Origin of the sequence: Cupriavidus sp. YAF13 (assembly GCF_052113425.1) — a bacterium.
GTDB lineage: Bacteria > Pseudomonadota > Gammaproteobacteria > Burkholderiales > Burkholderiaceae > Cupriavidus.
On the sequence record NZ_JBFRDD010000015.1, the window covers coordinates 26,161 to 52,801 of the forward strand.

Sequence of the window (26,641 nt, forward strand, 5' to 3'; positions counted from 1 at the left end):
GCGCCACCGCGAATCGGGATCAACCACAGCCAACAATAAGACTGAAGGAGACAAGCATGATCAGATTGCGTCCGCTCGTGGCCGCCACGGCCATTTTCGCGGCAATGGGTTCCGGGGTCGCGGCTGCCGATACGGTGAAGATCGCCTTTATCGACCCGCTGTCCGGCCTGATGGCGCCGGTGGGGCAGAACCAGCTGAAGAGCTGGCAGTTCGTCGCGGACATCGCCAACCAAAAGAACTGGGGGGGCGGGAACAAGTTCGAAGTGGTTGGCTTTGACAACAAGCTCTCGCCGCAGGAAAGCCTGACCATCCTCAAGCAGGCGGTGGACCAGGGCATCCGCTATATCGTGCAGGGCAACGGCTCCTCCGTGGGCCTGGCGCTGGAAGACGCGGTGGCCAAGCACAATGAGCGCAATCCGGGCAAGGAGATCATCTACCTGAACTACGCCGCGGTGGACCCGGACATGACCAACGGCAAGTGCAACTACTGGCACTTCCGCCTGGACGCCAACTCCGACATGAAGATGGAGGCGCTGACCACTTACCTGGCCAAGGATCCCGGCGTCAAGAAGGTCTACCTGATCAACCAGAACTACTCCTTCGGCCACCAGGTGGCGCGCGCCGCCAAGGACTACCTGAAACGCAAGCGCCCGGACATCCAGATCGTCGGCGAAGACCTGCACCCGCTGGCACAGGTCAAGGACTTCGCCCCTTATGCGGCCAAGATCAAGGCCTCCGGGGCCGACACGGTGATCACCGGCAACTGGGGTAGCGACCTCGCGCTGCTGATCAAGGCCGGCAAGGACGCGGGCCTGACCACCAACTACTACACCTACTACGCCGGCACCACCGGCGTGCCGACCGCCATGGGTGCGTCGGAAGCCGGGCACGTCAAGTACGTCGGCTACTACAACCCCAACAACAAGGGCTTCAAGGGCGGCGATGTCATCGAAGGCTTCAAGAAGAAGTACAACGATGACTTCTACGTGATGGCCGCGTACACCGGCATCGCCATGCTGGGCAAGGCGTTCACGGACGTCAAGTCGACGGATCCGGTCAAGGTGGCCAAGGCACTCGAAGGCATCAAGGCCGAAAGCCTGAACGGCACGGTGGAGATGCGCGGCTCGGATCACCAGGCCCAGCAATCGCTGGTGGTGGCTACCTGGACCAAGGTTGACGGCAAGGAGGTCAAGTTCGATCAGGAAAACACCGGCTTTGGCTGGAAGACCGATGCGCTGATGGACCAGTACGTGGCAGCGCAGCCGACTTCCTGCCAGATGAAGCGCCCGGGCTGAGCCCGCGCGCGGCGGATGGCGCGGCCAGTTCCGGCGCGCCACCCGATCCTGCATACTTCGGTCGACCCGGCGCGGCGCATGCCGCTTTCGGGTGGGCGGCGCTCACCCGCGCGCGCCCGTTCTACGGCCGGCCGATCGGTGGCCGCCAACTGGCCACGTGCATCAGAATGAAGGATAAGTTGTGGAATTCTTCGTCATTTCCCTATTGAATGGCGTCAGCTACGGGCTGCTGCTGTTCATGCTCTCTTCCGGGCTTACGCTGATCTTCAGCATGATGGGCGTGCTGAACTTCGCGCACGCCAGCTTCTACATGCTGGGCGCGTACTTTGCCTACACCATTGCCAGCAAGATCGGTTTCTGGCCCGCGCTGATCTTCGCGCCGCTGCTGGTGGCCGGCGCTGGCGCGCTGGTGGAGCGCTTCGGGCTGCGCACCGTGCACAAGTACGGGCACGTGGCGGAACTGCTGTTCACCTTCGGCCTGGCTTACCTGATCGAGGAAGGCGTGAAGCTGGTATGGGGCCTTGCCGCCGTACCCTACCGCATCCCGGCAGAGCTGGACGGGCCGCTGTTTACCATATTCACCTCCTCGTTCCCCAAGTACCGCGCCTTCATGATGGTGGTGTCGCTGGCCATGCTGGTGGCGATCTACCTGGTGCTCACCCGCACCCGTATCGGGCTGGTGATCCAGGCCGCGCTGACACATCCGGAAATGGTCGAGGCGCTTGGCCATAATGTGCCGCGCGTGTTCATGATGGTGTTCGGTGGTGGCGCCGCGCTGGCGGGGCTGGCCGGCGTGATCGGCGGCAATGCCTTTATCACCGAGCCGTCGATGGCGGCGGCGGTGGGGTCGATCATCTTCGTGGTGGCGGTGGTGGGCGGCATGGGGTCTTTAGTGGGGGCGTTCATTGCCTCGCTGCTGATTGGCGTGCTGCAAACCTTTGCCGTCACGCTTGACGCCTCGCTGGCTGGCCTGCTGGGCTCGATCGGCCTGCAGGTTACCGACAGCACGCCGCTGTCTTCGCTATGGAAGCTCACGGTGGCGCAGGTTGCCCCGGTACTGCCGTATCTGTTGCTGGTGGTGATGCTGATCTTCCGCCCGCGTGGTTTGATGGGCACGAGGGAGGGTTGATAGCATGAGCATGGAGACGACAATGCAACAACGCCGCGAGACGGTTGCGACCGGCCGCACCATGCGCTACCGCCCGATGAACCTGGCACGCTGGGCGATCTGGGGCCTGACCGCGGCCCTGATGCTGGTGATGCCGCTGTTCTTCACCGGCGGGTTCGCTATCACGCTGATGTCCCAGATGGGCATCATGATTATCTTCGCGCTGTCCTACAACATGCTGCTCGGGCAGACCGGCATGTTGTCGTTCGGCCATGCGGTGTACGCGGGCCTGGGCGCCTTCATCGCCATCCACGTGCTCAATATGGTGGGGGCGGGCAAGGTATGGCTGCCAGTCTCGCTGCTGCCGGTGGTGGGCGGCCTGGCCGGCGCCTTCTTCGGCGTGCTGTTCGGCTACGTCACCACCAAGAAGTCCGGCACCACCTTTGCGATGATCACCATGGGCATCGGGGAGATGGTATTTGCCAGCTCGCTGATGTTCCCGGATTTCTTTGGGGGCGAGGGTGGCATCTCCACTAACCGCATGGTGGGCGATCCCGTGTTCGGCATCACCTATGGGCCCGGGCGCCAGGTGTATTACCTGATCGCGGTGTGGTGCCTGCTGTCCATGGTGGCCATGTACGCCTGGACCCAGACGCCGCTTGGCCGCATTGCCAACGCGGTGCGCGACAACCCGGAGCGGGTGGAATTCATCGGCTACAACACGCAGCGCGTGCGCTACCTGGTACTGATCCTGTCGGCGTTCTTCGCCGGCATCTCGGGCGCGCTGTCGGCCATCAACTTCGAGATCGTGTCGGCCGAGAACGTCAGTGCGGTGCGCTCCGGCGGGGTGCTGCTGGCGGCCTTCATCGGCGGCGCGGGCGTGTTCTTCGGCCCGGTGATCGGGGCGGTGGTGTTCATCCTGTTCGCGGTCGCGCTGTCGGACCTGACCAAGGCCTGGCTGCTTTACCTTGGCCTGTTCTTCGTGCTGATGGTCATGTTCGTGCCGGGCGGCATCGCCAGCTTGCTGATGATGCAGGTGCCGCTGCTCGCGCGCGGCAAACTGCGCGCCATGTTGCCCGACTACGGCCGCGCCGCGGCTGCCGGGCTGGTGCTGCTCGCCGCGGTGATCCTCACCGTGGAGCTGGTCTACAAGGTGCAGGTGGATAGCGCCAACGGCACCGAGATGTCGCTGTTGCGCATTGGCTTCGACGCCGCGACGGTGAAGCCGTGGCTGGTAGCCGCAGCGTTGTGGGTGGCCGGCCTGCTGGCTTGCCGCGCTGCGCGCGCGCGGGTGCGCGCCACGTGGGACAAGGTACAGGCCGAAATGGCGGGAGGCACGGCATGAGCGCCGCACTGGAACTGAACGACGTACGCAAGAAATTCGGCCAGACCGAGATCATCCGGGGCGTCAACCTGAGCATCCCCAAGGGCGAGCGGCATGCGCTGATCGGCCCCAACGGCGCCGGTAAATCGACCACCTTCAACCTGATCTCGGGGCGCTTCGCGCCAAGCTCTGGCACGGTCAGGCTGAATGGCCAGGAGATCGGCGGGCTGCAGCCTTTCGTGATCAACCGCATGGGGCTGTCGCGCAGCTTCCAGATCACCAATATCTTTCACCGCTTGTCGGTGTTCGAGAACCTGCGCTGCGCGGTGCTCTGGTCATTGGGCTACAAGTATTCGTTCTGGCATCGCCTGTCCGAGCTGCGCGACGCGCGCGAGCGGGCGGACGAAGTGCTGGAGCTGATCGGCCTGCAGCACCGCCACAGCACGCAGGCCAGCCTGCTGACCTATGCGGAACAGCGCGCGCTGGAGATCGGCATCACGATCGCTGGCGGCGCCGAGGTGATCCTGCTGGACGAGCCTACGGCCGGCATGAGCCGCTCGGAGTCCGATCATGCGGTGGAACTGATCCGCCGCGTCACCGTGGGCAAGACCCTGGTGATGGTGGAGCACGACATGAGCGTGGTGTTCGGGCTGGCCGACCGGATCTCGGTGCTGGTCTACGGCGAGGTCATCGCCACCGACACGCCCGAGGCCATCCGCGCCAACCGCAAGGTCAAGGAAGCCTACCTGGGCACGACCCTGGACGAACCTGCTACTGAGGGAGCGCACTGATGGGCAAGCGCATGCTGGACGTGCAGGGCCTGCACGCCTACTACGGCAAGAGCCATATCCTCCACGGCGTCGACGCGCATATCGACGAAGGCGAGATCGTCGCGCTGCTGGGCCGCAACGGGGTAGGGCGCTCGACCATGGCCAAGGCCATCCTCGGCATGGTCAAGGCGGAGGGCTCGGTGCGCTTTCGCGACGAAGAGATCCTCGGGCGGCGCACCTTCGAGATCGCCCACCTGGGCGTGGGCTACGTGCCGGAGAACCGCGATATCTTTCCCACGCTCACGGTGCGCCAGAACCTGCAGCTCGGGGAAAAGCGCAATCCGCGCCAGTCCAAGCCCCGCTGGACGGTGCAGGACATGTACAACATGTTCCCGCGCCTGAAGGAGCGCGAGAATACGTCCGCCGGCGTGCTCTCCGGCGGCGAGCAGCAGATGCTCACGCTATGCCGCACCCTGATGGGCGACCCCGACCTGGTACTGATCGACGAGCCTACTGAAGGGCTGGCTCCGATGATCGTCGCGCTGGTGGGCGACTACCTGAAGGTCCTGAAGGAGCGCGGCGTGTCGGTGCTGCTGATCGAGCAGAAACTGGCCATTGCGCTGGATATTTCACAGCGGGTCTATGTGATGGGGCACGGGCACATCGTGTTCGAAGGTACGCCCGGGGACCTGAAGGCCAATGCCGCCATTCGCAAGGAATGGCTGGAGGTGTAGGCAGGATGGGTGTCCTCGCGAGTCCGGGGACACCCATTCATGCCGGCTCACGCGCCGGCACTGCCATGAAGCCGATTACTTCGCCTTCAGGAACTCACCGACCTCAAGCAGCACCAGTTCATTGTCGTCGGCCTTGTTAGGCTCGCGGCTGCTGGAGAAGGGCAGGTTGTTGTCGTTGCCGACCACGATATGGGTGGGGTCGACCACATCCACGTTCTCGATGGTGAAAAACGGGAACTTGAGCACGCCTTCGTTGAGCGGCTTGCGGGCCAGCTTGTCGGGGTCGGCGATATTGAGCAGGTCGATGTAGCCGATCTTGCGCACCGGGCCGCCCGCATTGGCGTCGCTCAGTTCGATCTTGTAGATGCGCTTGAACTTGGCGATATCCGAGAAGCAGTCGTTGCGCTTCTGGCCTTCGGGGCAGGCTTTGTCGGCCGTGCCTTCGTCGTTGTCGCGCTCGATGATGAGGCCGGTGCTGGCGTCGATCATGTTGAAGTCGCCGATGGCGTTGCCATTGGCCTCGAGCGGGTACTTCCACGAGCGGCCCGTCCACTTGCCGGCCTGGGTGTCGAACTCCAGCACCCGCAGGGCTTCCTTGCCGCCGATACGTTCAAAATCCTTGGCTTCGGCGTTCCACACGGGGCCTTCCAGCAGCGCGTAGAGCTTGCTGCCGTCCGGTGACGAGGCCATGCCTTCGAAGCCCTTGGAGCGCTTGACCTGGAAGTCCACCGCGCCGCCCGGCATGCCCGGCGTGGTCACGGCGGGATGGTCCGGCGAGCGGACGACCTTGCCGTCGACCAGCGTGTCGTACACAGCCAGCACCTTGCCTTGCAGGTCGGCCTTGATCAGGAAGGGCCCGAACTCGTCGCCAATCCACAGCGCGCCGCCGGCGAACTGGAAGCTTTCCGTGTCGAAGTCCGAACCGGTCAGGTAGCGTTGCTTGGTGCCTTCGTGGACGACGCGGAAGGGCACCTTCTTGTCCGGATCGTGCAGGAACACAGTGCCCAGGCGATGGAGCTTGCCGCTCTTGAAGTCCACCTTGTAGTGATTCAGGTAGAGCATGAAGTCCGGCGAGTTGGCCTTGCTGCCGGCGCCGTTGTCGGTCAGCACCCAGAAGCTGCCGTCCGCCATGTGCTTGATGCCGGAATGGCCTTGCAGCGGCTGGCCCTTGAAGGGCAGCGAGACGCCTGTCGGCCGGTTGTTCGACTGGCCTTCCACCGCGCTGATCTTTTCCACGCGCGCGCCGGTGGTGAACTTGCCGCTCTCCTGCAGGTCCTGCGGCGCGTCCTTGGGCGCGGCGATATAGCTCTGCGCGGGCAGGATGGCGTGGCCGGCGAGGGTGGCGGGGTAGGCGGCAGGGGCCGTGGCCTGGGCCGCGACGGGCAAAGCCCAGGCCGCAGCGGTGACGGCGATAACGGCAATGACGGTCGCGGACGGGAGGATGCGCATGTCGAAGAAGAATGGTGTCGAAAGACCGCTACGATGCATGGGCCACGTGACGGTGGCGTGATGAAGGCGTGACGCTGGCGTGACAGATAAGTGTCTCGGCCTGACAACAGCCGCACGAACCGCACGCACTGATCTGATCGTCGACATTGCCAGATCACGCCATTGCGCATTACGATCGTTTCCCTTCATTCATCAACCGCACTGCAAAGGAGAGCACACCATGAAAACGTCGATGCATCTTTGCAGGCCGCGCCAGGTTTAATCGTTCCGCCCCGCAGGCGCATTGCCAGATTGGCATCGCGCTGCGCGGTGAGTTGCATTGCCCGGCTCCGGCCTGCCACATCAGATTCTTTCTCTTATCTGGATGGTATATGGGCAATTGCATCAAGCATCTGTCCGAGCGCGTATCGCTGATCGCGTCGGACCACACCTGGATCGAAGGCAACGCGATCCAACAACTTCATCACACCGCTAGTCTCGCCGGCATGGAGCGGGTCGCCGGCATGCCGGACTTGCATCCTGGCCGGGGATATCCGGTAGGCGCGGCCTTTTTCTCCAGCGGCCGGCTTTATCCTGCGCTGGTCGGCAATGACATCGGCTGCGGCATGGCGCTGTGGCGCACGGAGCTGGACGCGACCAGGATCGGCGCGGACCAGCTGGAGAAGCGGCTCGGCAACATCGATGGGCCGCTCGACGCGTCATGGGCCGAGGCCGTGGCGCAGGTCGTGGCCAGCCAGTCGCTTCAGGGCGTGGGCCACGAGCACGCCCTGGGCACGATCGGCGGGGGCAATCACTTTGCCGAAGTGCAGCAGATCGACGAGATTCTCGACGAAGCCGCGGTGGCGGCGCTCGGGCTGGACCGCCGCCGGCTGGTGCTGCTGGTGCACAGCGGCTCGCGCGGGCTTGGCCAGGCGATCCTGCAAGACCATATCGAGCGCTTCAGCCACAATGGCTTGAGCGGCGGCAGCCAGGATGGCGCCGACTATCTGGCCCGGCACGCACAGGCGCTGCGTTTCGCGCAGGGCAACCGCGAGCTGGTCGCGCGCCGCATGCTGGACCGGCTGCGTGGCGGCGGCGAGCGGGTGCTCGACGTCAACCACAACTTCCTGGCGGCGGCCACGATCGACGGCACCGCCGGCTGGCTGCACCGCAAGGGCGCCACGCCGGCCGACGCCGGGCCGGTGGTAATCCCGGGCTCGCGGGGGGACTACAGCTACCTGGTCGAGCCGGTAGCCGATGCGCGCAGCTTGCTGTCGCTGGCGCACGGCGCGGGCCGAAAATGGATGCGCGGCGAGTGCAAGAGCCGCTTGTCGGGGCGCTTTACCGTCGAGCAACTAAGCCGGACGCGCTTTGACAGCCGCGTGATCTGCCGCGACCGGCAGTTGATCTATGAGGAGGCGCCGCAAGCCTACAAGCCCATCGACAGCGTGGTGGCGGCGCTTTGCGACGCGGGCCTGGCAAGGCCGCTGGCGCGCCTGCGCCCCGTGCTCACGTACAAGACCAGCGGGGAGTGCTGCCGATGATCCTGCTACAACTTTCCGCGGCGCAAGGGCCATCCGAATGCTGCCTGGCAGTCAGCCGGGCGCTCCGGCGCCTGCTGCACGAGGCAACGCTTTGCGGCGTGCAGATCGAGATCCTCGACGAAGAGGGCGGCGAGCGCGCGGGCACCCTGCGCTCGGTGCTGGTGAGCCTGGACGGCGAGCCGGCGCCGGACCTGGCGCGCCAGTGGGAGGGCACTGTGCAATGGACTTGCCCGAGCCCTTACCGGCCCCGGCATGCGCGCAAGAACTGGTTTATTGGCGTGGCGCGTTGCGCTGCGCCGTCGCCAGCCCTGGCGGGCGAGATCCGCTTTGAGACCTGCCGGGCCTCGGGGCCAGGCGGGCAGCACGTGAACCGTACCGAGTCGGCCGTGCGCGCCATCCATGTGGCTACCGGCATCAGCGTCAGGGTGCAGTCCGAGCGCAGCCAGCATGCCAACAAGCGCATTGCCACGTTGCTGATCGCGCATAAGCTGGCGCAGCAGGCGGACCAGAGCGTACTCGCCCAACGCGCCCAGCGGCGCTTGCTGCACCATCAGGTGGAGCGCGGCGCGCCGGTGCGGGTATTCAAGGGGGAGCGCTTCGAGCCGGCCTGAGGCAAGTCCAAGAGGCAAGGCAAGGCCACGACGCGGCGCCCGCGCGCGAGGGGCGGGGGCGCCGCGCGCCCAGCCCGATGCCGCGATATTGACAAAATATCCATATCTGGATAACCTGTCTACATGAAAAAACGCACCCCAGAACGCACGCTCGAGCAGCAAGCGCTGCTCGAGCAACTCAAGCAGGTGGCCCAAGGGTTGAGCGAAACCTTCGCGCCCTTTTGCGAGGTGGTTGTTCACGATCTGCTGGACCCCAAGCACGCCATTCTCGCCATCCATAACAATCTGTCGGGCCGTCAGGTGGGAGACCCGGCAACCGAGCTGGGCCTTGCCCGGATCGCCGACCCTGAGTATCCGCAGGTGATTGCCAATTATGCGAATCAGTTCGCCGACGGGCGGCAGGCCAAGAGCACGTCGATCGGCATCAAGGATTCGACCGGGGGCTATGTGGCAGCCCTGTGCATGAACGTCGACCTGACGCTGTTCCGCAGCTTGCAGAACGTGCTGGGCCAGTTCGGCAGCGTGGACGCGGGCGCGGCCATGAAGGAATCGCTCGACCCGGCCGGTGCGGATGCCATCCGGGCCCGCATCGACCAGTTTGCCGCGCGGCTGGCCACCACGCCGCGATCCCTCAAGGCCGAAGACAGGCGTGCGTTGCTGCGCGAACTCAAGGAGGCGGGATTCATGGAGGTGCGCCGCGCCATGGAAATCGTGGCGCTGCATCTCGGCGTGTCGCGGGCTACGGTGTATAGCTATGCCAAGTGAAGCGCGCTTGCTCCTGCTCGACAAGAACCAGGTCGAGTCACTGCTGCAGCCGGCAGATGCCATGGAGGCGGTGAGCGAAGCCTTTGCCCTGCATAGCCAGGGCGAGGGCCGTGTCTTTCCGCTGGTTAGGGAGCCGCTGGCGACCGGTGGCGTGTTCGGCATCAAGTCCGGCGACGTCCAGTCGCAAGGCCTGCTGGGTTTCAAGGCGGCCGGATTCTGGCCGGCCAACCGCGAGGTGGGCGGCGAGCCGCATCAGGCCACGATCATGCTGATCGATCCGGCAACCGGGCGGCCAGTGTGCATGATCGATGGCAATGCCGTCACCACGATGCGCACCGGTGCCGCCGGCGGCCTGGGGCTTCAGTGGCTGGCGCGCCGGGACAGCGAGCGCCTGTGCCTGTTCGGCACTGGCGTGCAGGCGCGGATTCAGTTGACCTTCGCCCTTGCGCTGCTGCCCTCGCTCAAGCAGGTTCAATACGTTACGGTGACGGGCCAGCCCGACGCTGCGTTCGAGCGTGCCTTTGCCGAGCGCTGTGAGATCTCCCATGCCCCTGATCGCAATGCGGCGGTGGCGGGCAGCGACGTAGTGATCACCGCTACGCCTGGCGGCGGCGCGCTGTTCGACCTGCAAGCCGTGCAGCCAGGAACGCACCTGAACTGCGTGGGCGCAGACACCCGCGGCAAGCGCGAATTGCCCGACGGCCTGCTGGCGCGCGCGCGGCTGTTCGTCGACGATCGGGCCCAGGCCCGGCAGATCGGCGAGACGCAGTGGGCGCCGGACACGCCGTGCACGGAAATCGGCGACGTGCTGGGCGGCAAGGTGCAAGTGGAGCGCCACGACACCGACATCACCATCTTCGATATGACAGGCCTGGCGCTGCAGGACCTGACGGTGGCTCGCCTGCTCCAGCGGCGAGCCGCCGCCGCGCAAGCTGGCACCAGCATTCACTGGCCCTGGTAGCCTTTTTACTCAAACGAGACTTACGATCATGCTGAATCTACCGACCTTTGATGATGTGTCAGCCGCCGCCGGGCGGCTTGAGGGCTACGCGCACCGCACCCCCGTCATGCGCTCGCGCACCGCGGACAAGGAGGTGGGCGCGGAGCTCTTCTTCAAGTGCGAGAACCTGCAGCGCATGGGCGCCTTCAAGTTTCGTGGCGCCTTCAATGCGGTCTCGAAGTTCGACGAGCGCCAGAGGCGGGCGGGGGTGGTGGCTTACTCGTCGGGCAATCACGCGCAAGGCATTGCGCTGGCGGCGTCAATTCTCGGCATCCCCGCAACGATCGTGATGCCCCATGATGCGCCGGCTGCCAAGGTGGCCGCGACCCGGGGCTACGGCGCCAAGGTGGTCATTTATGACCGCTATACGGAAGATCGCGAGGCCATTGGCCGCAAGCTGGCCGAGGAACATGGCCTGACCCTGATCCCGCCGTATGACCACCCGGATGTCATCGCCGGGCAGGGCACCGCGGCCAAGGAGTTGTTCGAGGAAACCGGCGAGCTGGATGCCCTGTTCGTCTGCCTTGGCGGCGGCGGGCTGCTCTCCGGTTCCGCGCTGTCCGCGCGCGCGCTGGCTCCGCATTGCAAGATCTACGGCGTGGAGCCTGCCGCCGGCAACGACGGCCAGCAGTCGTTCCGCACTGGCTCGATCGTGCATATCGAGACCCCCAAGACCATCGCCGACGGCGCGCAGACGCAGCACCTTGGCAACTACACGTTCGAGATCATTCGCCGCGATGTCGATGACATCGTTACCGCGACCGACGACGAACTGGTCGACTGCATGCGCTTCTTCGCGTCGCGCATGAAGCTGGTGGTGGAACCCACCGGCTGCCTCGGCTTTGCCGCCGTGCGTGCCATGAAGGCAGAACTGCAAGGCAAGCGCGTGGGTGTCATCATCAGCGGCGGGAACATCGATATCGACCGGTTCGCAGCGTTGCTTGCTGGCTGATTGGCCCGATTAGCGAGCGGGGCGGCTGGTGCGCATGGCACCGGCCGGCCATGCCGCGTGGCGCGGGTGACGTTGGCCCCGGCGGCATCACAGCCAGGAACAGATTCGACCACTCCTACCGATCATCATCCGTGCGAGCCTGTCCATCAGGCTGCGCGCGCGATGGCGTTTGCCTTCACCGGAAATTCCCCCCCCGGTATCGCCATTGCATGCCTGGCCTCGCTCAGGCCATCTCCTCCATGGCTTTGCTTTGCTGCCGTCGTCCGGCGGCACGCGCTTGCGTGCGCCTGCCGCCGGCGCTGCGCGCTCGGCTTGCCAAGACACTTCGGGTTTTCATCGTGTTGACGTTTTGTCTAGTGTTGGATAATCTGTCTTATCGGCATGGGCGGGATGCACTGCACGTCGATATTGGAAACTGGCCAGGAGGCGAAGCTTTGAAAACCACTAACAAACTTACCCGCTGGATCATGCTCAGCATGGTCCTGGGTGTCATCGTCGGCTATGCCTGTCACCGCATGGCGGCGGACGCGGCAGCTGCCAAGGCGATTGCCGGGAATTTCTCGATCATCACCGAGATCTTCCTGCGCATGATCAAGATGATCATCGCCCCGCTCGTATTCGCGACCCTGGTCTCGGGCATCGCGAGCATGGACGACACCAAGGCAATTGGCCGTATCGGCGCCAAGGCCTTGACATGGTTCATCCTCGCGTCACTTGTGTCGCTGAGCATCGGACTGCTGTTCGTGAACCTGGCGCAACCCGGTGTCAGCCTGAACATGGTTCTGCCGGACGCTGGCGCGAGCACGAACCTCAAGACCAGCGCGCTCAACTTGAAAGAGTTCGTCACGCATATTTTCCCCAAGAGCATCTTCGATGCCATGGCGACCAACGAGATCATGCAGATCCTGATCTTTTCGCTTTTCTTCGGCATTGCGCTGGGCAAGACGACCGGCGGCTCGGGCCAGTTCCTGAAGCGGTCCGTCGACGAACTGATGCACGTGATGCTGAGCATCACGAATACGGTGATGTTGTTCGCGCCGGTCGGCATCTTTGCGGCGCTTGCCGCTGCCGTCACCGTGCAGGGTCTTGACGTACTGGTGACCTATGGCAAGTTCATTGGCGCGTTCTATCTCGCTTTGCTGGCCCTGTGGGCAGTCCTCTTCATCGCGGGCTATGCGGTTCTCAAGGGACGCATGTTCGATCTGGCAAAGGGTATCCGCGAACCCATGATGATTGCCTTTTCCACCGCCAGCAGCGAGGCGGCTTACCCGAAGATGATCGAGCGGCTGCAGCGCTTCGGGGTGAAGAAGCGCCTGGTCGGCTTTGTCCTGCCGCTGGGCTATTCCTTCAACCTCGACGGCTCCATGGTGTATCAGGCGTTTGCGGCGGTCTTCATCGCGCAGGCCTTCGATATCCCTATGTCGCTCGGGCACCAGATCACCATGCTCTTGATCCTGATGGTCAGCAGCAAGGGCATGGCCGCGGTCCCGCGCGGCTCGCTGGTAGTGGTAGCCGCCATCTTGCCGATGTTCGGCTTGCCGGAGGCCGGCCTGTTGCTGGTGATGGGAATCGATCAGTTCCTGGATATGGGGCGCACGGCGACCAATGTCCTGGGCAATAGCATTGCCACTGCCGTCGTTGCCAAATGGGAAGGGGAGCTGGGGACCGAGGAAGCGTTCGACCCGCTTTGCGGTGATCTGGGCGCCGGTCACGGCGATTCGGTCGAGCAAGCGATACCTTCCCCGGCGACCCTGGCTTGATCGCACGGAAAAGCAATTTGCTTATGAGAATGCCGGGCATGCTCTTATAAGAAAGATATTGTTTCGCCGGGGCGGAGTGCGCAATACGCTTACGCACTTTGCCCGAGCACCTGCCATGTCCTTTCCTGTCTCATTCACAGCGCGCGCGTTCGCCGCGCTGACCGCCCTCGCTGCGTTGGCCAGCCTCCAGTCCGCGCGCGCCCAGAGTCCGATCCTGGAGCAGATCCGGGAATCCGGCACGATCGCGATGGGTTTTCGCGAGGGCGCGCTGCCGTTCTCTTTCTCCGATATCAAGGGCCAGCCTTCGGGCTACGCCGTGGACTTGTGCCTGCGCGTGGCCGAGGCCGCGCGCCAGAAGCTCGGCCTGAAGGACCTGAAGGTGCGCTGGCTGCCGCTGACGGCGYAGAGCCGCGTGCCGGCGGTAATGAACGGCCTGGTGACCGTGGACTGCGCGCCCAACACCAATACGGTCGAGCGCCAGAAGCAGGTGGCATTTAGCGTATCGCACTATGTGTCGGTGGTACGCATGCTGGTTCGCGAGGATTCCGGCATTCAATCCCTTAATGATCTGCGCGGCAAGGTCGTGGTCACCAGCGCGGGTTCCACCGGCGACCGTCACGTGCGCCGGCTCAAGACGCAGTACGCCTACAACGATGTGTACGCGAAGGACCATAACGAGTCCTTCCTGTTGCTGGAGACCGGCCGCGCCCAGGCCTTCGTGCTGGATGATGTGGTGCTGTACGGCCTGCGCGCCAATTCAAAGGCCCCGTCGCAATACACGGTCGTCGGGCCGGCGCTCTCCACCGAACGCAACGCGCTGATGCTGCCGAAATCCGATCCGGAATGGAAGCAGCTGGTCGACCAGACGTTGACCGCGGTCTTCGCCGGCCCGGAGGTGGTGGCATTGCAGAAGCGCTGGTTCCAGCAGCCGATCGGTACGCGCGGCGTCAACCTTGCGCTGACGCCATCGCCCGAGGTGCTGGCCGCGTGGAAGCGTCCCACCGACGAGGCGGCAGAGTGAATCGGCCGATGCGCGCCGCCCTGCCGACCTATGACGATGTGGTGGCCGCCGCCAACCGGCTGGCCGGGCACGCGTGGCGCACACCGGTGCTGCGTTCGCCCGCGATGGATGCCTGGGTCGGCGCCGAGCTGTTCTTCAAGTGCGAGAACCTGCAACGTACCGGCGCTTTCAAGTTTCGCGGCGCCTTCAATGCGCTGGCGCGCTTCGATGCCGGGCAGCGCCGCCGCGGCGCGGTCGCGTTCTCCGGCGGCAACCACGCGCAAGGCATTGCGCTTGCCGGGCAGGTGCTTGGCATTCCGGTGACGGTGGTGATGCCGCGCGACGCGGCGGCGTCCAAGGTGGAGGCGACCCGTGCTTATGGCGCGCAGGTGGTCCTGTACGACCGCCAGGTGGACGACCGCGAAGCGATCACGCGGCGCCTGTCGGAAGAGCGCGGGCTGACCCTGATCCCGCCCTACGACCATGCCGATGTCATTGCCGGGCAAGGCACGGTCACGCGCGAATTGCTGGAGGAAACCGGCCCGCTCGATGCCCTGTTCGTTTGCCAGGGGGGCGGGGGGCTGCTCGGGGGCGCCGCCCTGGTGAAGGAACAGCTCTCGCCCGGCTGCCTGCTGTACGGCGTCGAGCCGCAGGCGGGCAATCATGGGCAGCAGTCGCTTCGCCGTGGCGACATCGTGCATATCGAGCCACCCGACACGATCGCCGACGGCGCGCGCGCCCAGCATCTCGGGGCGCTGACGTTCGGGCTGATCCGCCGCGGCGTGACCGACATCGTCGCCGTGCCGGACCACGCGCTGCGCGAATGCATGCGCATGTTCGCGCAGGCCATGAAGCTGGTGGTCGAGCCGACCGGCTGCCTTGGCCTTGCCGCCGCGCGCTATGCGGGGTTGCCGCTGCTGGGCAAGCGTGTTGGCATCATCATCAGCGGCGGCAATGTGGATCTGGCGCGTTATGCGGCATTGCTGTCGGCGGACGCGTGCCTTGGCAGTGAAGCTGCAGCCGGCCCTGCCTCGGTTGCCCGCTTGCAGTTGAACGGCATATCTTCGTAGTCGATCAGCCGCGTTTTCTTTACCAGCCGATAGCCAAGCCAGAGAACCAGGAACAGCGGCACGCCGATATACGTGCCGACAATCTCCAGCCAGCGCCCGCGCACGTCGGAGAAGGCCTGGTAGTTCTGGCCAAGCACGATCACCACGCACAGCACGATGGCAAAGATGGGGCCAAACGGGTAGAGCGGCGAGCGGTAGGCCAGGTCGGACGGCTTGTAGCCCTGGTGCACCAGCCCGCGGCGAAAGCGGTAGTGGCTGATGGCAATACCAAGCCAGGCGATAAAGCCAGTCATGCCGGACGTGTTCAGCAGCCACAGGTAGACTGCCTTGTCGCCAAACAGCGAGCTGAGGAAGCACAGGGCGCCGACGGCGGCGGTGGCGCACAGCGCGACGTAGGGCACGCCGCTGGCGGACAGGCGCGCCAGCGCGCGCGGCGCCCGCCCGCTGACCGCCAGCCCGTAAAGGATCCGGGTGGAGGCGTACATGCTGGAGGTGCCGGCGGAGAGCAGGGCGGTCAGCACCACGGCATTCATCAGGCCGGCGGCGAAGGCCAGGCCGGCGTGGCGGAACACCAGCGCGAAGGGGCTCACCCCGATGTCGGTGACGTCGTTGCGCAGCAGGCTGGGGTCGGTATAGGGGATCAGCACGCCGATGATCAGGATCGCCAGCACGTAGAACAGCAAGATGCGCCAGAAGGTCTGGCGGATGGCGCGCGGGATGGTGCGTGCCGGGTCGGCGGCTTCGCCGGCGGCCACGCCGACCGTTTCCGTGCCCTGGAAGGAGAACCCGGCGATCATGGCCACGCCGAACATGGCGGGGATGCCGCCAACAAAGGGGGCATCGCCCAGCGTGAAGTTGTGCCAGCCGGACTGCGGGCCGCCCTGCATGATGCCGAAGATCATCATCAGGCCGGCAGCCAGGAAGATCAGGATCGTGGCCACCTTGATCAGCGCGAACCAGTACTCGGCCTCGCCGAAGCCGCGTACCGAAAAGGCATTGAGGCCAAACATCAGCAGCAGGAAGCCCGCGCTCCACACCACGCCGGAGACGTGCGGAAACCAGTACTGCATCACTAGCTGCGCCGCCGCCAGCTCCACGGCAATCGTGACCGCGAGGCTGAACCAGTAACTCCAGCCGAGCGCGAAGCCAAAGCCTTCTTCTACGTACAGCGCGCTGTAGGTGACGAAAGAGCCGGCCACGGGCATATGCACGGCGAGCTCGCCCAGGCTGGTCATCAGGCAGTACACCATCAGCCCGATCAGGCAGTACATCAGCAGTGCGCCACCGGGCCCCGCCTGGGAGATCGACGCGCCGGAGGCGACGAACAGCCCGGTGCCGACCGCACCGCCGATGGCGATCATGGTCAGGTGGCGGGCCTTGAGTTTGCGCTGCAGGTCGTCGTGCTCGACGATGGGGTGCTGGTGAGGATGGGGATGTGGATGGGAAGACATCAGGGTCACTGGAACTTCGGCGGACGGGGCCGCGGCTTCGGCACGGGCGACGCCTTGTGGGGCGCCCGTGCGGGCAAAGCGCGCGAGTTTACCGGGTTATCCGGGTAAATCCGAGGATTGCGGCGGTTTATGTCAGGAAAGTCGCCTACTGTGACTAGAGGTAATCCTCAAGGGCTGGGGAATGTGCCGCATGGGCCATGAGACTCCGGGCTTACCCTAGTTTTTTGGTGCCCTTTGCCAGCCTTTCGGCAGCCTGAATGCACGCGGGCGAGATCCGCCATGAACGAGGCGCATGGGAGTGCCAGCGAAGCCCCAAAATGAAATTGAACGACCGTGCTATTTTGTGTATGCTTGATCCGCTCGCGACAGGGCGGGCACGGGCCGAGGGCGGCAAGCACAGTGCTTCCCCGGTGGCCGGGCGGTGGTTTGGGGCCCCGCGGAAAAACATAATTCGAGAATTCGAATCCCGAGACAACTTCTAGTTACCAAAGGAACCAGCATGACAGCGCAGTATCAGGTTCAGGACGGCGTCGCCGTCATCACGCTCGACAATCCCCCCGTCAATGGCCTGGGTCTCAGCACCCGGCTTGGCATCGTCGAAGGCATGACCCGTGCGCTGGACGATGCGGCCGTCAAGGCCATCGTCATTACCGGCGCCGGCAAAGCCTTCTCGGGCGGCGCCGACATCCGTGAATTCAATACGCCCAAGGCCACCCAGGAGCCGACGCTGCACTCGGTGATCAAGGTCGTGGAAGGCTCGAGCAAGCCCGTCGTGGCGGCGATCCATTCCGTTGCCATGGGCGGTGGCCTGGAGCTGGCGCTGGGTTGTAACTACCGTGTGGCTTCGAAGGGAGCGCAGATCGCCCTGCCGGAAGTGAAGCTGGGCCTGCTGCCCGGCGCTGGCGGCACGCAGCGCCTGCCGCGTGTGATCGGCCTGGAAGCCGCCCTGAACATGATCGTGTCGGGCAACGCCATCCCCAGCGAAAAATTCGCAGGCACCAAGCTGTTCGACGAGATCGTCGACGGCGACGTGCTGCCCGCGGCCGTGGCGTTTGCCAAGACGGCGGCGGCCAACCCTGGCCCGTACCCCAAGGTGCGCGACCTGAAGGTCAAGCACGAGAACGCGGAAGGCTTTATCGCTTTCTCGCGCAATACCGTGGCAGCCGTCGCCAAGAACTTCCCGGCGCCGCTGAAGTGCGTGGATGCCGTGGCCGCCTCGCTCAAGCCGTTCGAAGCTGGCCTGAAGGCCGAGCGCGAAGGCTTCATGTACCTGATCACCACGCCCGAATCGCGCGCGCTGCGTCACGCCTTCTTTGGCGAACGCGCCGCCAGCAAGATTCCTGACGTGCCGGAAGGCACCGCGACCCGCAAGATCGAGAAGGTCGCCGTGATCGGCGCTGGCACCATGGGCGGCGGCATCACCATGAACTTCCTGAACGCCGGGGTGCCGGTGATCATGCTGGAAACCAAGCAGGAAGCGCTGGACCGCGGCGTGGCCACGATCCGCAAGAACTACGAGAACAGCGCCAAGAAGGGCAAGCTCACGCAGGAGAAGGTCGAGCAGCGCATGGGCCTGCTGACCACCACGCTGTCCTATGACGAGATCAAGGACGCGGACATGGTCATCGAGGCCGTGTTCGAGGAAATGGGCGTCAAGGAAATCGTCTTCAAGAAGCTGGATGAAGTGATGAAGCAGGGTGCGATCCTGGCTTCGAACACCTCCACGCTGGACGTCAACAAGATCGCCTCCTTCACCAAGCGTCCGCAAGACGTGGTCGGCATGCACTTCTTCAGCCCGGCTAACGTGATGAAGCTGCTGGAAGTGGTGCGCGGCGAGAAGACCGGCAAGGACGTGCTGGCAACCGTCATGCAGGTCGCCAAGAAGATCAAGAAGACCGCCGTGGTATCGGGCGTGTGCGACGGCTTTATCGGCAACCGCATGATCGAGCAGTACAGCCGCCAGGCCGGCTACCTGCTGGACGAAGGCGCGCTGCCGGAGCAGGTGGACAAGGCCATCGAGAAGTTCGGCTTTGCCATGGGCCCGTTCCGCATGGGCGACCTGGCCGGCAACGACATCGGCTGGGCGATCCGCAAGCGCCGCGCGATCGACAAGCCGGAGATCCAGTACTCCAAGACCGCCGACCTGCTGTGCGAACTGGGCCGCTATGGCCAGAAGACCGGCGCGGGCTGGTACGACTACAAGGCGGGCGACCGCAAGCCGTACCCGAACCAGCAGGTCAACGACATGATCGTGCAGCACTCCAAGGACCTGGGCATCACCCGCCGCAAGATCTCCGATGAGGAAATCGTCGAGCGCCTGGTGTTCGCGCTGGTCAACGAAGGCGCCAAGATCCTGGAAGAAGGCATTGCCTCCAAGGCCTCGGATATCGACATGGTCTACCTGACCGGCTACGGTTTCCCGCTGTTCCGCGGCGGCCCGATGCTGTACGCGGACCAGGTTGGCCTGTTCAATGTGGCGCAGTCGATGGCGCGTTATGCCAAGGGCTACCACGGCGAAGCCTGGCAGGCAGCCCCGCTGCTGGTCAAGCTGGCTGGCGAGGGCAAGGGCTTCAACGGCTAAGTACAGCCAAGGCGATTTCGCGCGGCGCAGCCAGGCCGCGCGGGGTTCTCATCACTGATCGCAAACCGGTCACCAAGCGAGGAGTAGCGGCATGGCCAAGCAATACGGCCCCGAAGATTGCCTGCTGGTCATCGACGTGCAGAACGACTTCATGCCGGGCGGCGCGCTTGCCGTGGCGCAGGGCGATGAAGTCGTGCCCGTGATCAACCGCCTCGCGACGGCGTTTGCGCGCGTGGTGCTGACCCAGGACTGGCATCCCGCCGATCACGTTTCGTTTGCTGCCAACCATGCCGGCAAGCAGCCGTTCCAGACCGTGGCGTTGCCCTATGGCCAGCAAGTCTTGTGGCCCACGCATTGCGTGCAGGACACCCACGGCGCCGCGCTGCATGCCGGGCTGGAAGTGCCGCAAGCGCAGATGGTGATCCGCAAGGGCCATCACCGCGAGGTGGATAGCTACTCGGCCTTCATGGAGGCCGACCGCGCCACCCCGACGGGGCTCGCGGGCTATCTGCGCGAGCGTGGCGTGCGCCGGGTGTTTTGCGTGGGACTGGCAACGGATTACTGCGTTGCCTGGAGCGCGCTGGATGCCCGGGCGGCGGGGTTCGAGGCCGTCGTGGTCGAGGATGCCTGCCGCGCCATCGACCTCGACGGGTCGCTGGCGCGTGCGTGGCAAGACCTGGAAGCCGCGGGCGTGCGACGCCTGCAATCGGCCGCCGTGCTGTCCTGAAACCGAAGAATCGCCAAGCCAACCCGAGCTGACACGGCTGAACCCAGCCAACGACATATTGCATGACACTGCCGGACGTGAACGCACGCCGCAGGTCACCAGATACCAGAGATACCGAGGAGCAAGACATGAAAGAGGCAGTCATCGTTTCCACCGCACGTACCGGCCTGGCCAAAAGCTGGAAGGGTGCTTTCAACATGACCCACGGCGCGACCCTGGGCGGCCACGCGGTCCAGCACGCCATTGCGCGCGCCAAGATCGACGCCGGCGAAGTGGAAGACGTGCTGATGGGCTGTGCCAACCCGGAAGGCGCCACCGGCGCCAATATCGCGCGCCAGATCGCGCTGCGCGCGGGCTGCCCGGTTACCGTGCCCGGCGCCACCGTGAACCGTTTCTGCTCGTCCGGCCTGCAAACCATCGCCATGGCCGCGCAGCGCGTGATCGCCGATGAAGGCGACATCTTCGTGGCCGGTGGCGTGGAGAGCATTTCCTGCGTGCAGCAGGAAATGAACCGCCACATGATCCAGGAAAACTGGCTGACCAAGAACAAGCCGGAAATCTACTGGAACATGCTGCAAACTGCCGAGAACGTGGCCAAGCGCTACAACATCTCGCGCGAGCGCCAGGACGAATACGGCGTGCGCAGCCAGCAGCGCGCCTTCGCCGCCCTGGAAGCCGGCAAGTTCAACGATGAAATCGTGCCGATCACGGTGCTCGCCGGCGTGGCCGACAAGGCGACCGGCCAGCTGATGACCAAGGAAGTCACGGTCTCGGCCGACGAAGGCATCCGCGGCGATACCACGCTGGAAGCCGTGTCGAAGATCCGCACCGCCATGCCCGGCGGCGTGGTCTCGGCAGGCAACGCATCGCAGTTCTCCGACGGCGCTTCGGCGGTCGTGGTGATGGACTCGAAGGTGGCCGAGGCCCGCGGCCTGCAGCCGCTGGGCGCGTTCCGCGGCTTTGCCGTCGCCGGCTGCGAGCCTGACGAAATGGGCATCGGCCCGGTGTTCGCGGTGCCCAAGCTGCTGAAGAAAGCCGGCCTGACGGTGGCCGACATTGGACTGTGGGAACTGAACGAAGCCTTCGCCGTGCAGGTGCTGTACTGCGCCGACACCCTGGGCATCCCCATGGACCGCCTGAACGTCAATGGCGGCGCCATCGCGGTGGGCCACCCCTATGGCGTGTCGGGCGCCCGCCTGGTCGGCCACGCGCTGATCGAGGGCAAGCGCCGTGGCGCGAAGTACGTGGTGGTCACCATGTGCATCGGCGGTGGCCAGGGTGCTGCCGGCCTGTTCGAGGTCTTCTGAGGCGGCCCGGTACCGTGAGCGATTCAGCCGACCCGATGCTGGCCCATGGCCGGGAGGTGCTGGCCAGCCAGCCCTTCTCGGTGCTGGCCAGCGCGGCCATGGCCGCGCCGGTGGTGGCCTCCGGCTACAAGATCAACTACCTGCGTCCGGCGATCGGCGACACGCTGATCGCCTGCCTGGGCGAAGGCCGCTAGGCACGGCAGGCAAGAGACGGGCGCGCGAGCGCCTTTTTCTTTCCCCGCGCCATGTTGAGATACAGAATTTGCGGTGTGCCACGAGAGCGCGCCGTTGTGGAGACAGCGATGATCCCCGCCGCGAGGCTTGCAGTTGATGCAGCCGCCGCCGGGTCGCGCATCTTTGATTTTCCCTTTCAGTCTGGGAGCCGTTTCCTGCCATGTCGCTGATCCTTTCCCGCCGTGACCTGAACTTCGTGCTGTACGAATGGCTCAAGGTCGAAGGGCTGACCCGCATTCCGCGCTACGCCGACCATTCCCGCGAGACCTTCGACGCCGCGCTCGATACCTGCGAGAAGATCGCCACCGACCTGTTCGCGCCGCACAACAAGAAGAACGACCAGCAAGAGCCGCATTTCGACGGCGACACCGTCAGCATCATCCCCGAGGTCAAGACCGCGCTGAAGGCTTTTTGCGAGGCCGGCCTGATGGCCGCCGGGCAGGACTACGACATCGGCGGCATGCAACTGCCGGTGGTGGTGGAGAAGGCCGGCTTTGCCTACTTCAAGGGCGCCAACGTCGGCACCAGCTCCTATCCCTTCCTGACCATCGGCAACGCCAACCTGCTGCTCACGCACGGCACGCCGGCGCAGGTGGAGACCTTCGTCAAGCCGGAGATGGAAGGCCGCTTTTTCGGCACCATGTGCCTGTCCGAGCCGCAGGCCGGCTCGTCGCTGTCCGACATCACCACGCGCGCCGACTACGAGGGCGAATCGCCGCTCGGCCAGCAATACCGCCTGCGCGGCAACAAGATGTGGATTTCGGCCGGCGAGCATGAGCTCTCCGATAATATCGTCCACCTCGTGCTGGCCAAGATTCCCGGCCCGGACGGCAAGCTGATCCCGGGCGTGAAGGGCATCTCGCTGTTTATCGTGCCGAAATACCTGGTCAACGCCGACGGCAGCCTGGGCGAGCACAACGACGTGGTGCTGGCCGGCCTGAACCACAAGATGGGCTATCGCGGCACCACCAACTGCCTGCTGAACTTCGGCGAAGGCATGAAGTACAAACCGGGCGGCAAGGCGGGTGCCATTGGTTACCTGGTGGGCGAGGCCCACAAAGGCCTGGCCTGCATGTTCCATATGATGAACGAGGCCCGCATCGGCGTGGGGCTGGGCGCGGTCATGCTGGGCTATACCGGCTACCTGCACTCGGTCGATTACGCGCGCAACCGCCCGCAAGGCCGCCCGATCGGCCCCGGCGGCAAGGATCCGGCCAGCCCGCAGGTGCGGCTGGTGGAGCATGCGGACATCCGGCGCATGCTGCTCGCGCAGAAGAGCTATGTGGAAGGCGGGCTGGCGCTCAACCTGTATTGCGCGCAACTGGTGGACCAGGAACGTGCAGCGCAGGGCGCCGAGCATGAACGCCTGGCACTGCTGCTCGATATCCTCACGCCGATCGCCAAGAGCTGGCCGTCACAGTGGTGCCTGGAAGCCAACAACCTGGCCATCCAGGTGCATGGCGGCTACGGCTACACCCGCGAGTACAACGTGGAGCAGTTCTACCGCGACAACCGCCTCAACCCGATCCATGAAGGCACGCATGGCATCCAGGGCCTGGACCTGCTGGGCCGCAAGGTGGTGATGAAGGACGGCGCGGCATTCAAGGCGCTGGGCGAAGAGATCCAGGCCACCATCGGCCGCGCCCTGGCGAGCGGCGATGCCGCGCTGGGCAGCCACGCGAAGGCGCTGGGCGCCGCCGTCACGCGCGTGGCGCAAGTCACGCAGGCGCTGTGGGCGGCGGGTGACGCCAAGGTGACGCTGGCCAACGCCTCGGTCTACCTGGAAGCCTTCGGCCATGTCGTGCTGTCGTGGACCTGGCTGGAGCAGGAACTGGTGGCGCAAGCCGCGCTGGCGGGGGCCAAGGGCCAGGAAGACCAGGACTTTTATCGCGGCAAGCTGGCGGCGGCGGCGTACTTCTTCCGCTGGGAGCTGCCCAAGGTGGGCCCGCAGCTGGACCTGCTGGCGTCGCTCGACCGCACCACGCTGGACATGCAGGACGCCTGGTTCTGAGCGGCAGCCACACAAGATGAACGAGCGCGCGCACCGATCTGTGCGCGCCACACCAAATCGGGAGACACCATGAACACCATCCAGCAATTGTTCGACCTCAAGGGCAGGACGGCACTGATCACCGGCGGCTCGCGCGGGCTTGGCCTGCAGATCGCCGAAGCGCTTGGCGAGCAGGGCGCGCGCATCGTGCTGTCGGCGCGCAAGGCCGATGAGCTGCAAGCGGCGCAAGCCCACCTCAAGGCGCTTGGCATCGATGCCGAGTGGATCGCCGCCGACGGCGCGCGCGATGCGGATATCGTGCGCCTGGCCGACGAGGCCCTGGCCAAGCTGGGCCATATCGATATCCTGGTCAACAATGCCGGCGCCACCTGGGGGGCGCCTGCCGAAGACCACCCCGTGGAAGCGTGGGACAAGGTGATGAACCTGAATATCCGCGGCGTGTTCCTGCTGTCGCAGCGCATCGGCAAGCTGTCGATGATTCCGCGCCGCTATGGCCGCATCATCAACGTGGCCTCCATCGCCGGCCTGGCGGGCAACCCGCCGGGATCGATGGAAACCATTGCCTACAACACCTCCAAGGGCGCGGTGGTGAACTTCACCCGCACGCTGGCGGCCGAGTGGGGCGAGCACAACATCACGGTGAACGCGCTGGCGCCGGGCTTCTTCCCCTCCAAGATGACGCAGGGCTCGCTGGACCGCCTTGGGGTGGATGCCATGTGCGCATCGGTGCCGCTGCACCGGCTGGGCGACGACGAAGACCTGAAGGGCGCGGCGCTGCTGTTCGCCAGCGCCGCCGGCAAGCACATCACCGGCCAGGTGCTGGCGGTGGATGGCGGCGTGAGCGCGGTATAAAGTCCATGCTCCAATGCGGTTGGCCCGTGCGGGGCGGGGCTTTCCGCCTCGCCAGCCGGCCAGCCGTACCGTCTTCGCCACACTAGCAACTATGACTAAAACCAACGGATTTCCCCTCACGATTCCCTTCCTTGCCGATCTTGGCGTGCAATGCACCCGCATGGACAAGGAGGGCAGCGAGATCGAACTGGCGCTGGAAACGCGCCACCAGAACAGCTGGGACATGGCCCATGGCGGTGTGCTGATGACGCTGCTCGACGTGGCCATGGCCATCGCCGGCCGCGCAACCGATCCCGATGGCCGCGGGGTAGTGACCATCGAGATGAAGACCAGTTTCATGGCGCCCGGGCGCGGCAAGCTCATCGCGCGTGGCCAGTGCGTGCACCGTACCAGCACCATGGCCTTTTGCGAGGCGGAGATCGTGGATGCCGATGGCAAGACCGTGTCGCGCGGGTCGGGCACGTTCAAGTTCGTCAAGCGCGTGCCCCCGCAACGTGCCGCGAGCGGCGCTTCGGATACCGGCGCGGACGGCTGAGGCCGCAGGACAGGGACGCGATATTAGCCACAAGACCGGCAGGGCCACCAGAGCTAGAGCCGGCGGCGCGCAGCAGCTGTAAAACAAGAAATGGAGACAAGATGCTGTTTGAACGGATTGCCGCCACGCGGCGATTGAAACTGACCGTGCTCGCCGCCTTCGGCGCAGGAGCCCTTGCCATGTATCAGCCGGGCCAAGCCCAGAATGCACCTGCTCCTTCGGCCGGCGCGCCGGTAGCCGCACCGGCCTCACCGGCTGCACTGGCGTTCCCGGACGCGGTGGCCACCGATCCCGTTGCAGCGGGCTGGATGCAGGGCTTTCCTCCCGCAGCCGCCAAGATCATCAGCTTCACCCCTGCCAGCAACGGCTTCCCGCGCACGCGCTGGAGTTTTTCGCATATCCGTGAACTGGTCCCGACCGCCTCGGTCTGGCACGGGCGCGGCCCGGTTTCGGCACTGCCGCGTGCCGAGCGCGATATCGGTGGCGTGCCGTTTACCGATGCCGACGGCACCCGCCGCACGTTCAGCGACATGCTGGGCCTGACCTATACCGACGGCATCCTGGTGATGCATAAGGGCCGCGTGGTCTACGAGAAGTACTTCGGCGCGCTGGATGACCATACGCCGCACATCGCCATGTCGGTCACCAAGTCCTTCGTCGGCACGCTGGCCGCCATGCTGGTGGCGGACGGCAAGCTCGACCCCGCCGCGCCCGTCACGCGCTACCTGCCGGAGATGGCGGGCACCGCCTACGGCGATGCCACGGTGCGCGAAGTCATGGACATGACGGTGGGCGTCAAGTACTCCGAAAACTACGCCGATCCCAAGGCCGAGGTCTGGGACTACAGCCGCGCCGGCGGCATGATGCCGCGCGAGCCCGCCTATGCCGGGCCCAAGACGTTCTATGAATTCCTCGTCACCTTGAAGAAGGACGGCGAGCATGACCAGGCCTTCGCCTACAAGACCGTCAATGCCGAAGTCCTGGCCTGGATCGTCAAGCGCGTGTCCGGGCAGCCGCTGGCCAAGCTGCTTTCGGAGCGCGTCTGGCAAAAAATGGGCGCGGAGAACGATGCCTACTTCATGGTGGACAGCATCGGCAGCGAGTCCGGTGGCGGTGGCCTGAACACCACGCTGCGCGACCTGGCCCGCTTTGGCGAGACCATGCGCAACGGCGGCCGCTTCAACGGCCACCAGGTCATCCCGGCCGAAGTCGTGGCGGACATCCGCCGCGGCGGCGATCCCGCCAAGTTTGCCAAGGCTGGCTATGCCACCTTGCCCGGCTGGAGCTATCGTTCGATGTGGTGGGTCTCGAACGACGACCACGGCGTGTTCGAGGCACGCGGCATCCACGGCCAGCGTATTTACGTCGATCCCAAGGCGGAGCTCACCATCGTGCGCTACGCCTCGCATCCCGTCGCCGCCAACGGCGCCAACGACCCCGTCACGCATCGCGCGTATCGGGCACTGGCGCTGTCATTGATGAAATAGCAAAACAAGCCAGCCAGCCGACCAGCTAGCTGRCAACCACCCACAACGAACGACAAAGGACGAGTGTCCTTGTCCATTTCACTGTAAGGAAGCCA

Annotated in this window: 24 protein-coding genes; 21 read left to right on the top strand and 3 right to left on the bottom strand. The window is 65.1% G+C overall.

Features of this window, described 5'->3' with window-relative positions; all coding sequences use genetic code 11:
• Positions 1 to 56 precede the first annotated feature (56 nt).
• The 5 genes from AB4061_RS14460 (at position 57) to AB4061_RS14480 (ending at position 5,231) form a co-directional block, all read left to right on the top strand.
• Positions 57 to 1,295, top strand: coding sequence for a branched-chain amino acid ABC transporter substrate-binding protein (locus AB4061_RS14460; protein WP_441634831.1), 1,239 nt, complete (start codon positions 57 to 59; stop codon positions 1,293 to 1,295).
• Positions 1,296 to 1,476: 181 nt separating this feature from the next.
• A complete protein-coding gene (locus AB4061_RS14465; RefSeq protein WP_441634833.1) occupies positions 1,477 to 2,424 on the top strand; it encodes a branched-chain amino acid ABC transporter permease in 948 nt (315 codons plus the stop codon).
• A gap of 10 nt (positions 2,425 to 2,434) precedes the next feature.
• A complete protein-coding gene (locus AB4061_RS14470; protein ID WP_441634835.1) occupies positions 2,435 to 3,748 on the top strand; it encodes a branched-chain amino acid ABC transporter permease in 1,314 nt (437 codons plus the stop codon).
• Positions 3,745 to 4,518 (top strand): ABC transporter ATP-binding protein, encoded by a 774-nt coding sequence (locus AB4061_RS14475; protein WP_043346660.1) that lies wholly within the window; start codon positions 3,745 to 3,747, stop codon positions 4,516 to 4,518. The genes AB4061_RS14470 and AB4061_RS14475 overlap by 4 nt, the downstream gene beginning before the upstream one ends.
• Entirely contained in the window at positions 4,518 to 5,231 is a 714-nt protein-coding gene (locus AB4061_RS14480) for an ABC transporter ATP-binding protein (RefSeq protein WP_043346656.1), read from the top strand. Before AB4061_RS14475 ends, AB4061_RS14480 begins: the two co-directional genes overlap by 1 nt.
• A gap of 75 nt (positions 5,232 to 5,306) precedes the next feature.
• Here AB4061_RS14480 and AB4061_RS14485 read toward each other — a convergent pair whose 3' ends face one another.
• Positions 5,307 to 6,680 carry an esterase-like activity of phytase family protein gene (locus tag AB4061_RS14485; RefSeq protein ID WP_441634838.1) on the bottom strand — a complete coding sequence of 458 codons (1,374 nt, stop codon included), beginning with the start codon at positions 6,678 to 6,680 and terminating at the stop codon, positions 5,307 to 5,309.
• A gap of 185 nt (positions 6,681 to 6,865) precedes the next feature.
• Positions 6,866 to 7,000: a hypothetical protein gene (locus tag AB4061_RS14490; RefSeq protein WP_441634840.1), complete on the bottom strand. Its 135-nt coding sequence runs from the start codon at positions 6,998 to 7,000 to the stop codon at positions 6,866 to 6,868.
• A gap of 51 nt (positions 7,001 to 7,051) precedes the next feature.
• Here AB4061_RS14490 and AB4061_RS14495 point away from each other — a divergent pair, with 51 nt between their 5' ends.
• The 8 genes from AB4061_RS14495 to AB4061_RS14530 all read left to right on the top strand — a co-directional run bounded on the left by AB4061_RS14495 (position 7,052) and on the right by AB4061_RS14530 (position 15,361).
• Positions 7,052 to 8,203: an RNA ligase RtcB family protein gene (locus AB4061_RS14495; protein WP_441634842.1), complete on the top strand. Its 1,152-nt coding sequence runs from the start codon at positions 7,052 to 7,054 to the stop codon at positions 8,201 to 8,203.
• Positions 8,200 to 8,814: a peptide chain release factor H gene (prfH, locus tag AB4061_RS14500; protein ID WP_441634844.1), complete on the top strand. Its 615-nt coding sequence runs from the start codon at positions 8,200 to 8,202 to the stop codon at positions 8,812 to 8,814. Before AB4061_RS14495 ends, prfH begins: the two co-directional genes overlap by 4 nt.
• A 123-nt stretch (positions 8,815 to 8,937) precedes the next feature.
• Positions 8,938 to 9,579: a helix-turn-helix transcriptional regulator gene (locus AB4061_RS14505; protein ID WP_441634846.1), complete on the top strand. Its 642-nt coding sequence runs from the start codon at positions 8,938 to 8,940 to the stop codon at positions 9,577 to 9,579.
• A complete protein-coding gene (locus AB4061_RS14510; RefSeq protein ID WP_441634848.1) occupies positions 9,569 to 10,540 on the top strand; it encodes an ornithine cyclodeaminase family protein in 972 nt (323 codons plus the stop codon). The genes AB4061_RS14505 and AB4061_RS14510 overlap by 11 nt, the downstream gene beginning before the upstream one ends.
• 28 nt (positions 10,541 to 10,568) lie before the next feature.
• Complete coding sequence (locus AB4061_RS14515; RefSeq protein ID WP_441634850.1) at positions 10,569 to 11,531, top strand: threo-3-hydroxy-L-aspartate ammonia-lyase; 963 nt, start codon at positions 10,569 to 10,571, stop codon at positions 11,529 to 11,531.
• 434 nt (positions 11,532 to 11,965) lie between these two features.
• Complete coding sequence (locus AB4061_RS14520) at positions 11,966 to 13,291, top strand: dicarboxylate/amino acid:cation symporter (protein ID WP_441634996.1); 1,326 nt, start codon at positions 11,966 to 11,968, stop codon at positions 13,289 to 13,291.
• A 115-nt stretch (positions 13,292 to 13,406) separates the two neighbouring features.
• Complete coding sequence (locus AB4061_RS14525; RefSeq protein ID WP_441634852.1) at positions 13,407 to 14,312, top strand: amino acid ABC transporter substrate-binding protein; 906 nt, start codon at positions 13,407 to 13,409, stop codon at positions 14,310 to 14,312.
• An 8-nt stretch (positions 14,313 to 14,320) separates the two neighbouring features.
• On the top strand, positions 14,321 to 15,361 hold the full coding sequence (locus tag AB4061_RS14530) for a threo-3-hydroxy-L-aspartate ammonia-lyase (protein ID WP_441634854.1): 1,041 nt from the start codon (positions 14,321 to 14,323) through the stop codon (positions 15,359 to 15,361).
• Here AB4061_RS14530 and AB4061_RS14535 read toward each other — a convergent pair.
• The gene (locus AB4061_RS14535) at positions 15,262 to 16,812 is read right to left on the bottom strand and encodes an amino acid permease (protein ID WP_441634856.1); all 1,551 of its coding nucleotides are present in this window, start codon (positions 16,810 to 16,812) and stop codon (positions 15,262 to 15,264) included. The genes AB4061_RS14530 and AB4061_RS14535 overlap by 100 nt on opposite strands.
• Before the next feature lie 499 nt (positions 16,813 to 17,311).
• On the opposite strand from AB4061_RS14535, the gene AB4061_RS14540 reads away from it, so the two are divergent.
• The 8 genes from AB4061_RS14540 to AB4061_RS14575 all read left to right on the top strand — a co-directional run bounded on the left by AB4061_RS14540 (position 17,312) and on the right by AB4061_RS14575 (position 26,546).
• A complete protein-coding gene (locus tag AB4061_RS14540) occupies positions 17,312 to 19,393 on the top strand; it encodes a 3-hydroxyacyl-CoA dehydrogenase NAD-binding domain-containing protein (protein ID WP_174426390.1) in 2,082 nt (693 codons plus the stop codon).
• Between the two features lie 91 nt (positions 19,394 to 19,484).
• The gene (gene pncA / locus AB4061_RS14545) at positions 19,485 to 20,120 is read left to right on the top strand and encodes a bifunctional nicotinamidase/pyrazinamidase (protein ID WP_441634858.1); all 636 of its coding nucleotides are present in this window, start codon (positions 19,485 to 19,487) and stop codon (positions 20,118 to 20,120) included.
• 128 nt (positions 20,121 to 20,248) lie between these two features.
• On the top strand, positions 20,249 to 21,427 hold the full coding sequence (locus tag AB4061_RS14550) for an acetyl-CoA C-acyltransferase (RefSeq protein WP_043346629.1): 1,179 nt from the start codon (positions 20,249 to 20,251) through the stop codon (positions 21,425 to 21,427).
• Positions 21,428 to 21,441: 14 nt separating this feature from the next.
• A complete protein-coding gene (locus AB4061_RS14555; protein WP_441634861.1) occupies positions 21,442 to 21,621 on the top strand; it encodes a hypothetical protein in 180 nt (59 codons plus the stop codon).
• 200 nt (positions 21,622 to 21,821) lie between these two features.
• Positions 21,822 to 23,672 (top strand): acyl-CoA dehydrogenase, encoded by a 1,851-nt coding sequence (locus tag AB4061_RS14560; RefSeq protein WP_441634863.1) that lies wholly within the window; start codon positions 21,822 to 21,824, stop codon positions 23,670 to 23,672.
• Positions 23,673 to 23,741: 69 nt separating this feature from the next.
• Complete coding sequence (locus AB4061_RS14565; protein WP_174426386.1) at positions 23,742 to 24,524, top strand: SDR family oxidoreductase; 783 nt, start codon at positions 23,742 to 23,744, stop codon at positions 24,522 to 24,524.
• Between the two features lie 91 nt (positions 24,525 to 24,615).
• Positions 24,616 to 25,059 carry a PaaI family thioesterase gene (locus AB4061_RS14570; protein ID WP_441634865.1) on the top strand — a complete coding sequence of 148 codons (444 nt, stop codon included), beginning with the start codon at positions 24,616 to 24,618 and terminating at the stop codon, positions 25,057 to 25,059.
• Between the two features lie 101 nt (positions 25,060 to 25,160).
• On the top strand, positions 25,161 to 26,546 hold the full coding sequence (locus tag AB4061_RS14575) for a serine hydrolase domain-containing protein (RefSeq protein WP_441634867.1): 1,386 nt from the start codon (positions 25,161 to 25,163) through the stop codon (positions 26,544 to 26,546).
• Positions 26,547 to 26,641: the final 95 nt, after the last annotated feature.

Coding starts and splice junctions, on each gene's coding strand:
- AB4061_RS14490 (WP_441634840.1), bottom strand. CDS start 7,000: ATGCAACTCACCGCGCAGCGCGATGCCAATCTGGCAATGCGCCTGCGG.
- AB4061_RS14485 (WP_441634838.1), bottom strand. CDS start 6,680: ATGCGCATCCTCCCGTCCGCGACCGTCATTGCCGTTATCGCCGTCACC.
- AB4061_RS14570 (WP_441634865.1), top strand. CDS start 24,616: ATGACTAAAACCAACGGATTTCCCCTCACGATTCCCTTCCTTGCCGAT.
- AB4061_RS14530 (WP_441634854.1), top strand. CDS start 14,321: ATGCGCGCCGCCCTGCCGACCTATGACGATGTGGTGGCCGCCGCCAAC.
- AB4061_RS14535 (WP_441634856.1), bottom strand. CDS start 16,812: ATGTCTTCCCATCCACATCCCCATCCTCACCAGCACCCCATCGTCGAG.
- AB4061_RS14510 (WP_441634848.1), top strand. CDS start 9,569: ATGCCAAGTGAAGCGCGCTTGCTCCTGCTCGACAAGAACCAGGTCGAG.
- AB4061_RS14460 (WP_441634831.1), top strand. CDS start 57: ATGATCAGATTGCGTCCGCTCGTGGCCGCCACGGCCATTTTCGCGGCA.
- AB4061_RS14575 (WP_441634867.1), top strand. CDS start 25,161: ATGCTGTTTGAACGGATTGCCGCCACGCGGCGATTGAAACTGACCGTG.
- AB4061_RS14565 (WP_174426386.1), top strand. CDS start 23,742: ATGAACACCATCCAGCAATTGTTCGACCTCAAGGGCAGGACGGCACTG.
- AB4061_RS14475 (WP_043346660.1), top strand. CDS start 3,745: ATGAGCGCCGCACTGGAACTGAACGACGTACGCAAGAAATTCGGCCAG.
- AB4061_RS14480 (WP_043346656.1), top strand. CDS start 4,518: ATGGGCAAGCGCATGCTGGACGTGCAGGGCCTGCACGCCTACTACGGC.
- AB4061_RS14505 (WP_441634846.1), top strand. CDS start 8,938: ATGAAAAAACGCACCCCAGAACGCACGCTCGAGCAGCAAGCGCTGCTC.
- AB4061_RS14560 (WP_441634863.1), top strand. CDS start 21,822: ATGTCGCTGATCCTTTCCCGCCGTGACCTGAACTTCGTGCTGTACGAA.
- AB4061_RS14540 (WP_174426390.1), top strand. CDS start 17,312: ATGACAGCGCAGTATCAGGTTCAGGACGGCGTCGCCGTCATCACGCTC.
- prfH (WP_441634844.1), top strand. CDS start 8,200: ATGATCCTGCTACAACTTTCCGCGGCGCAAGGGCCATCCGAATGCTGC.
- AB4061_RS14470 (WP_441634835.1), top strand. CDS start 2,435: ATGGAGACGACAATGCAACAACGCCGCGAGACGGTTGCGACCGGCCGC.
- AB4061_RS14515 (WP_441634850.1), top strand. CDS start 10,569: ATGCTGAATCTACCGACCTTTGATGATGTGTCAGCCGCCGCCGGGCGG.
- AB4061_RS14550 (WP_043346629.1), top strand. CDS start 20,249: ATGAAAGAGGCAGTCATCGTTTCCACCGCACGTACCGGCCTGGCCAAA.
- AB4061_RS14495 (WP_441634842.1), top strand. CDS start 7,052: ATGGGCAATTGCATCAAGCATCTGTCCGAGCGCGTATCGCTGATCGCG.
- pncA (WP_441634858.1), top strand. CDS start 19,485: ATGGCCAAGCAATACGGCCCCGAAGATTGCCTGCTGGTCATCGACGTG.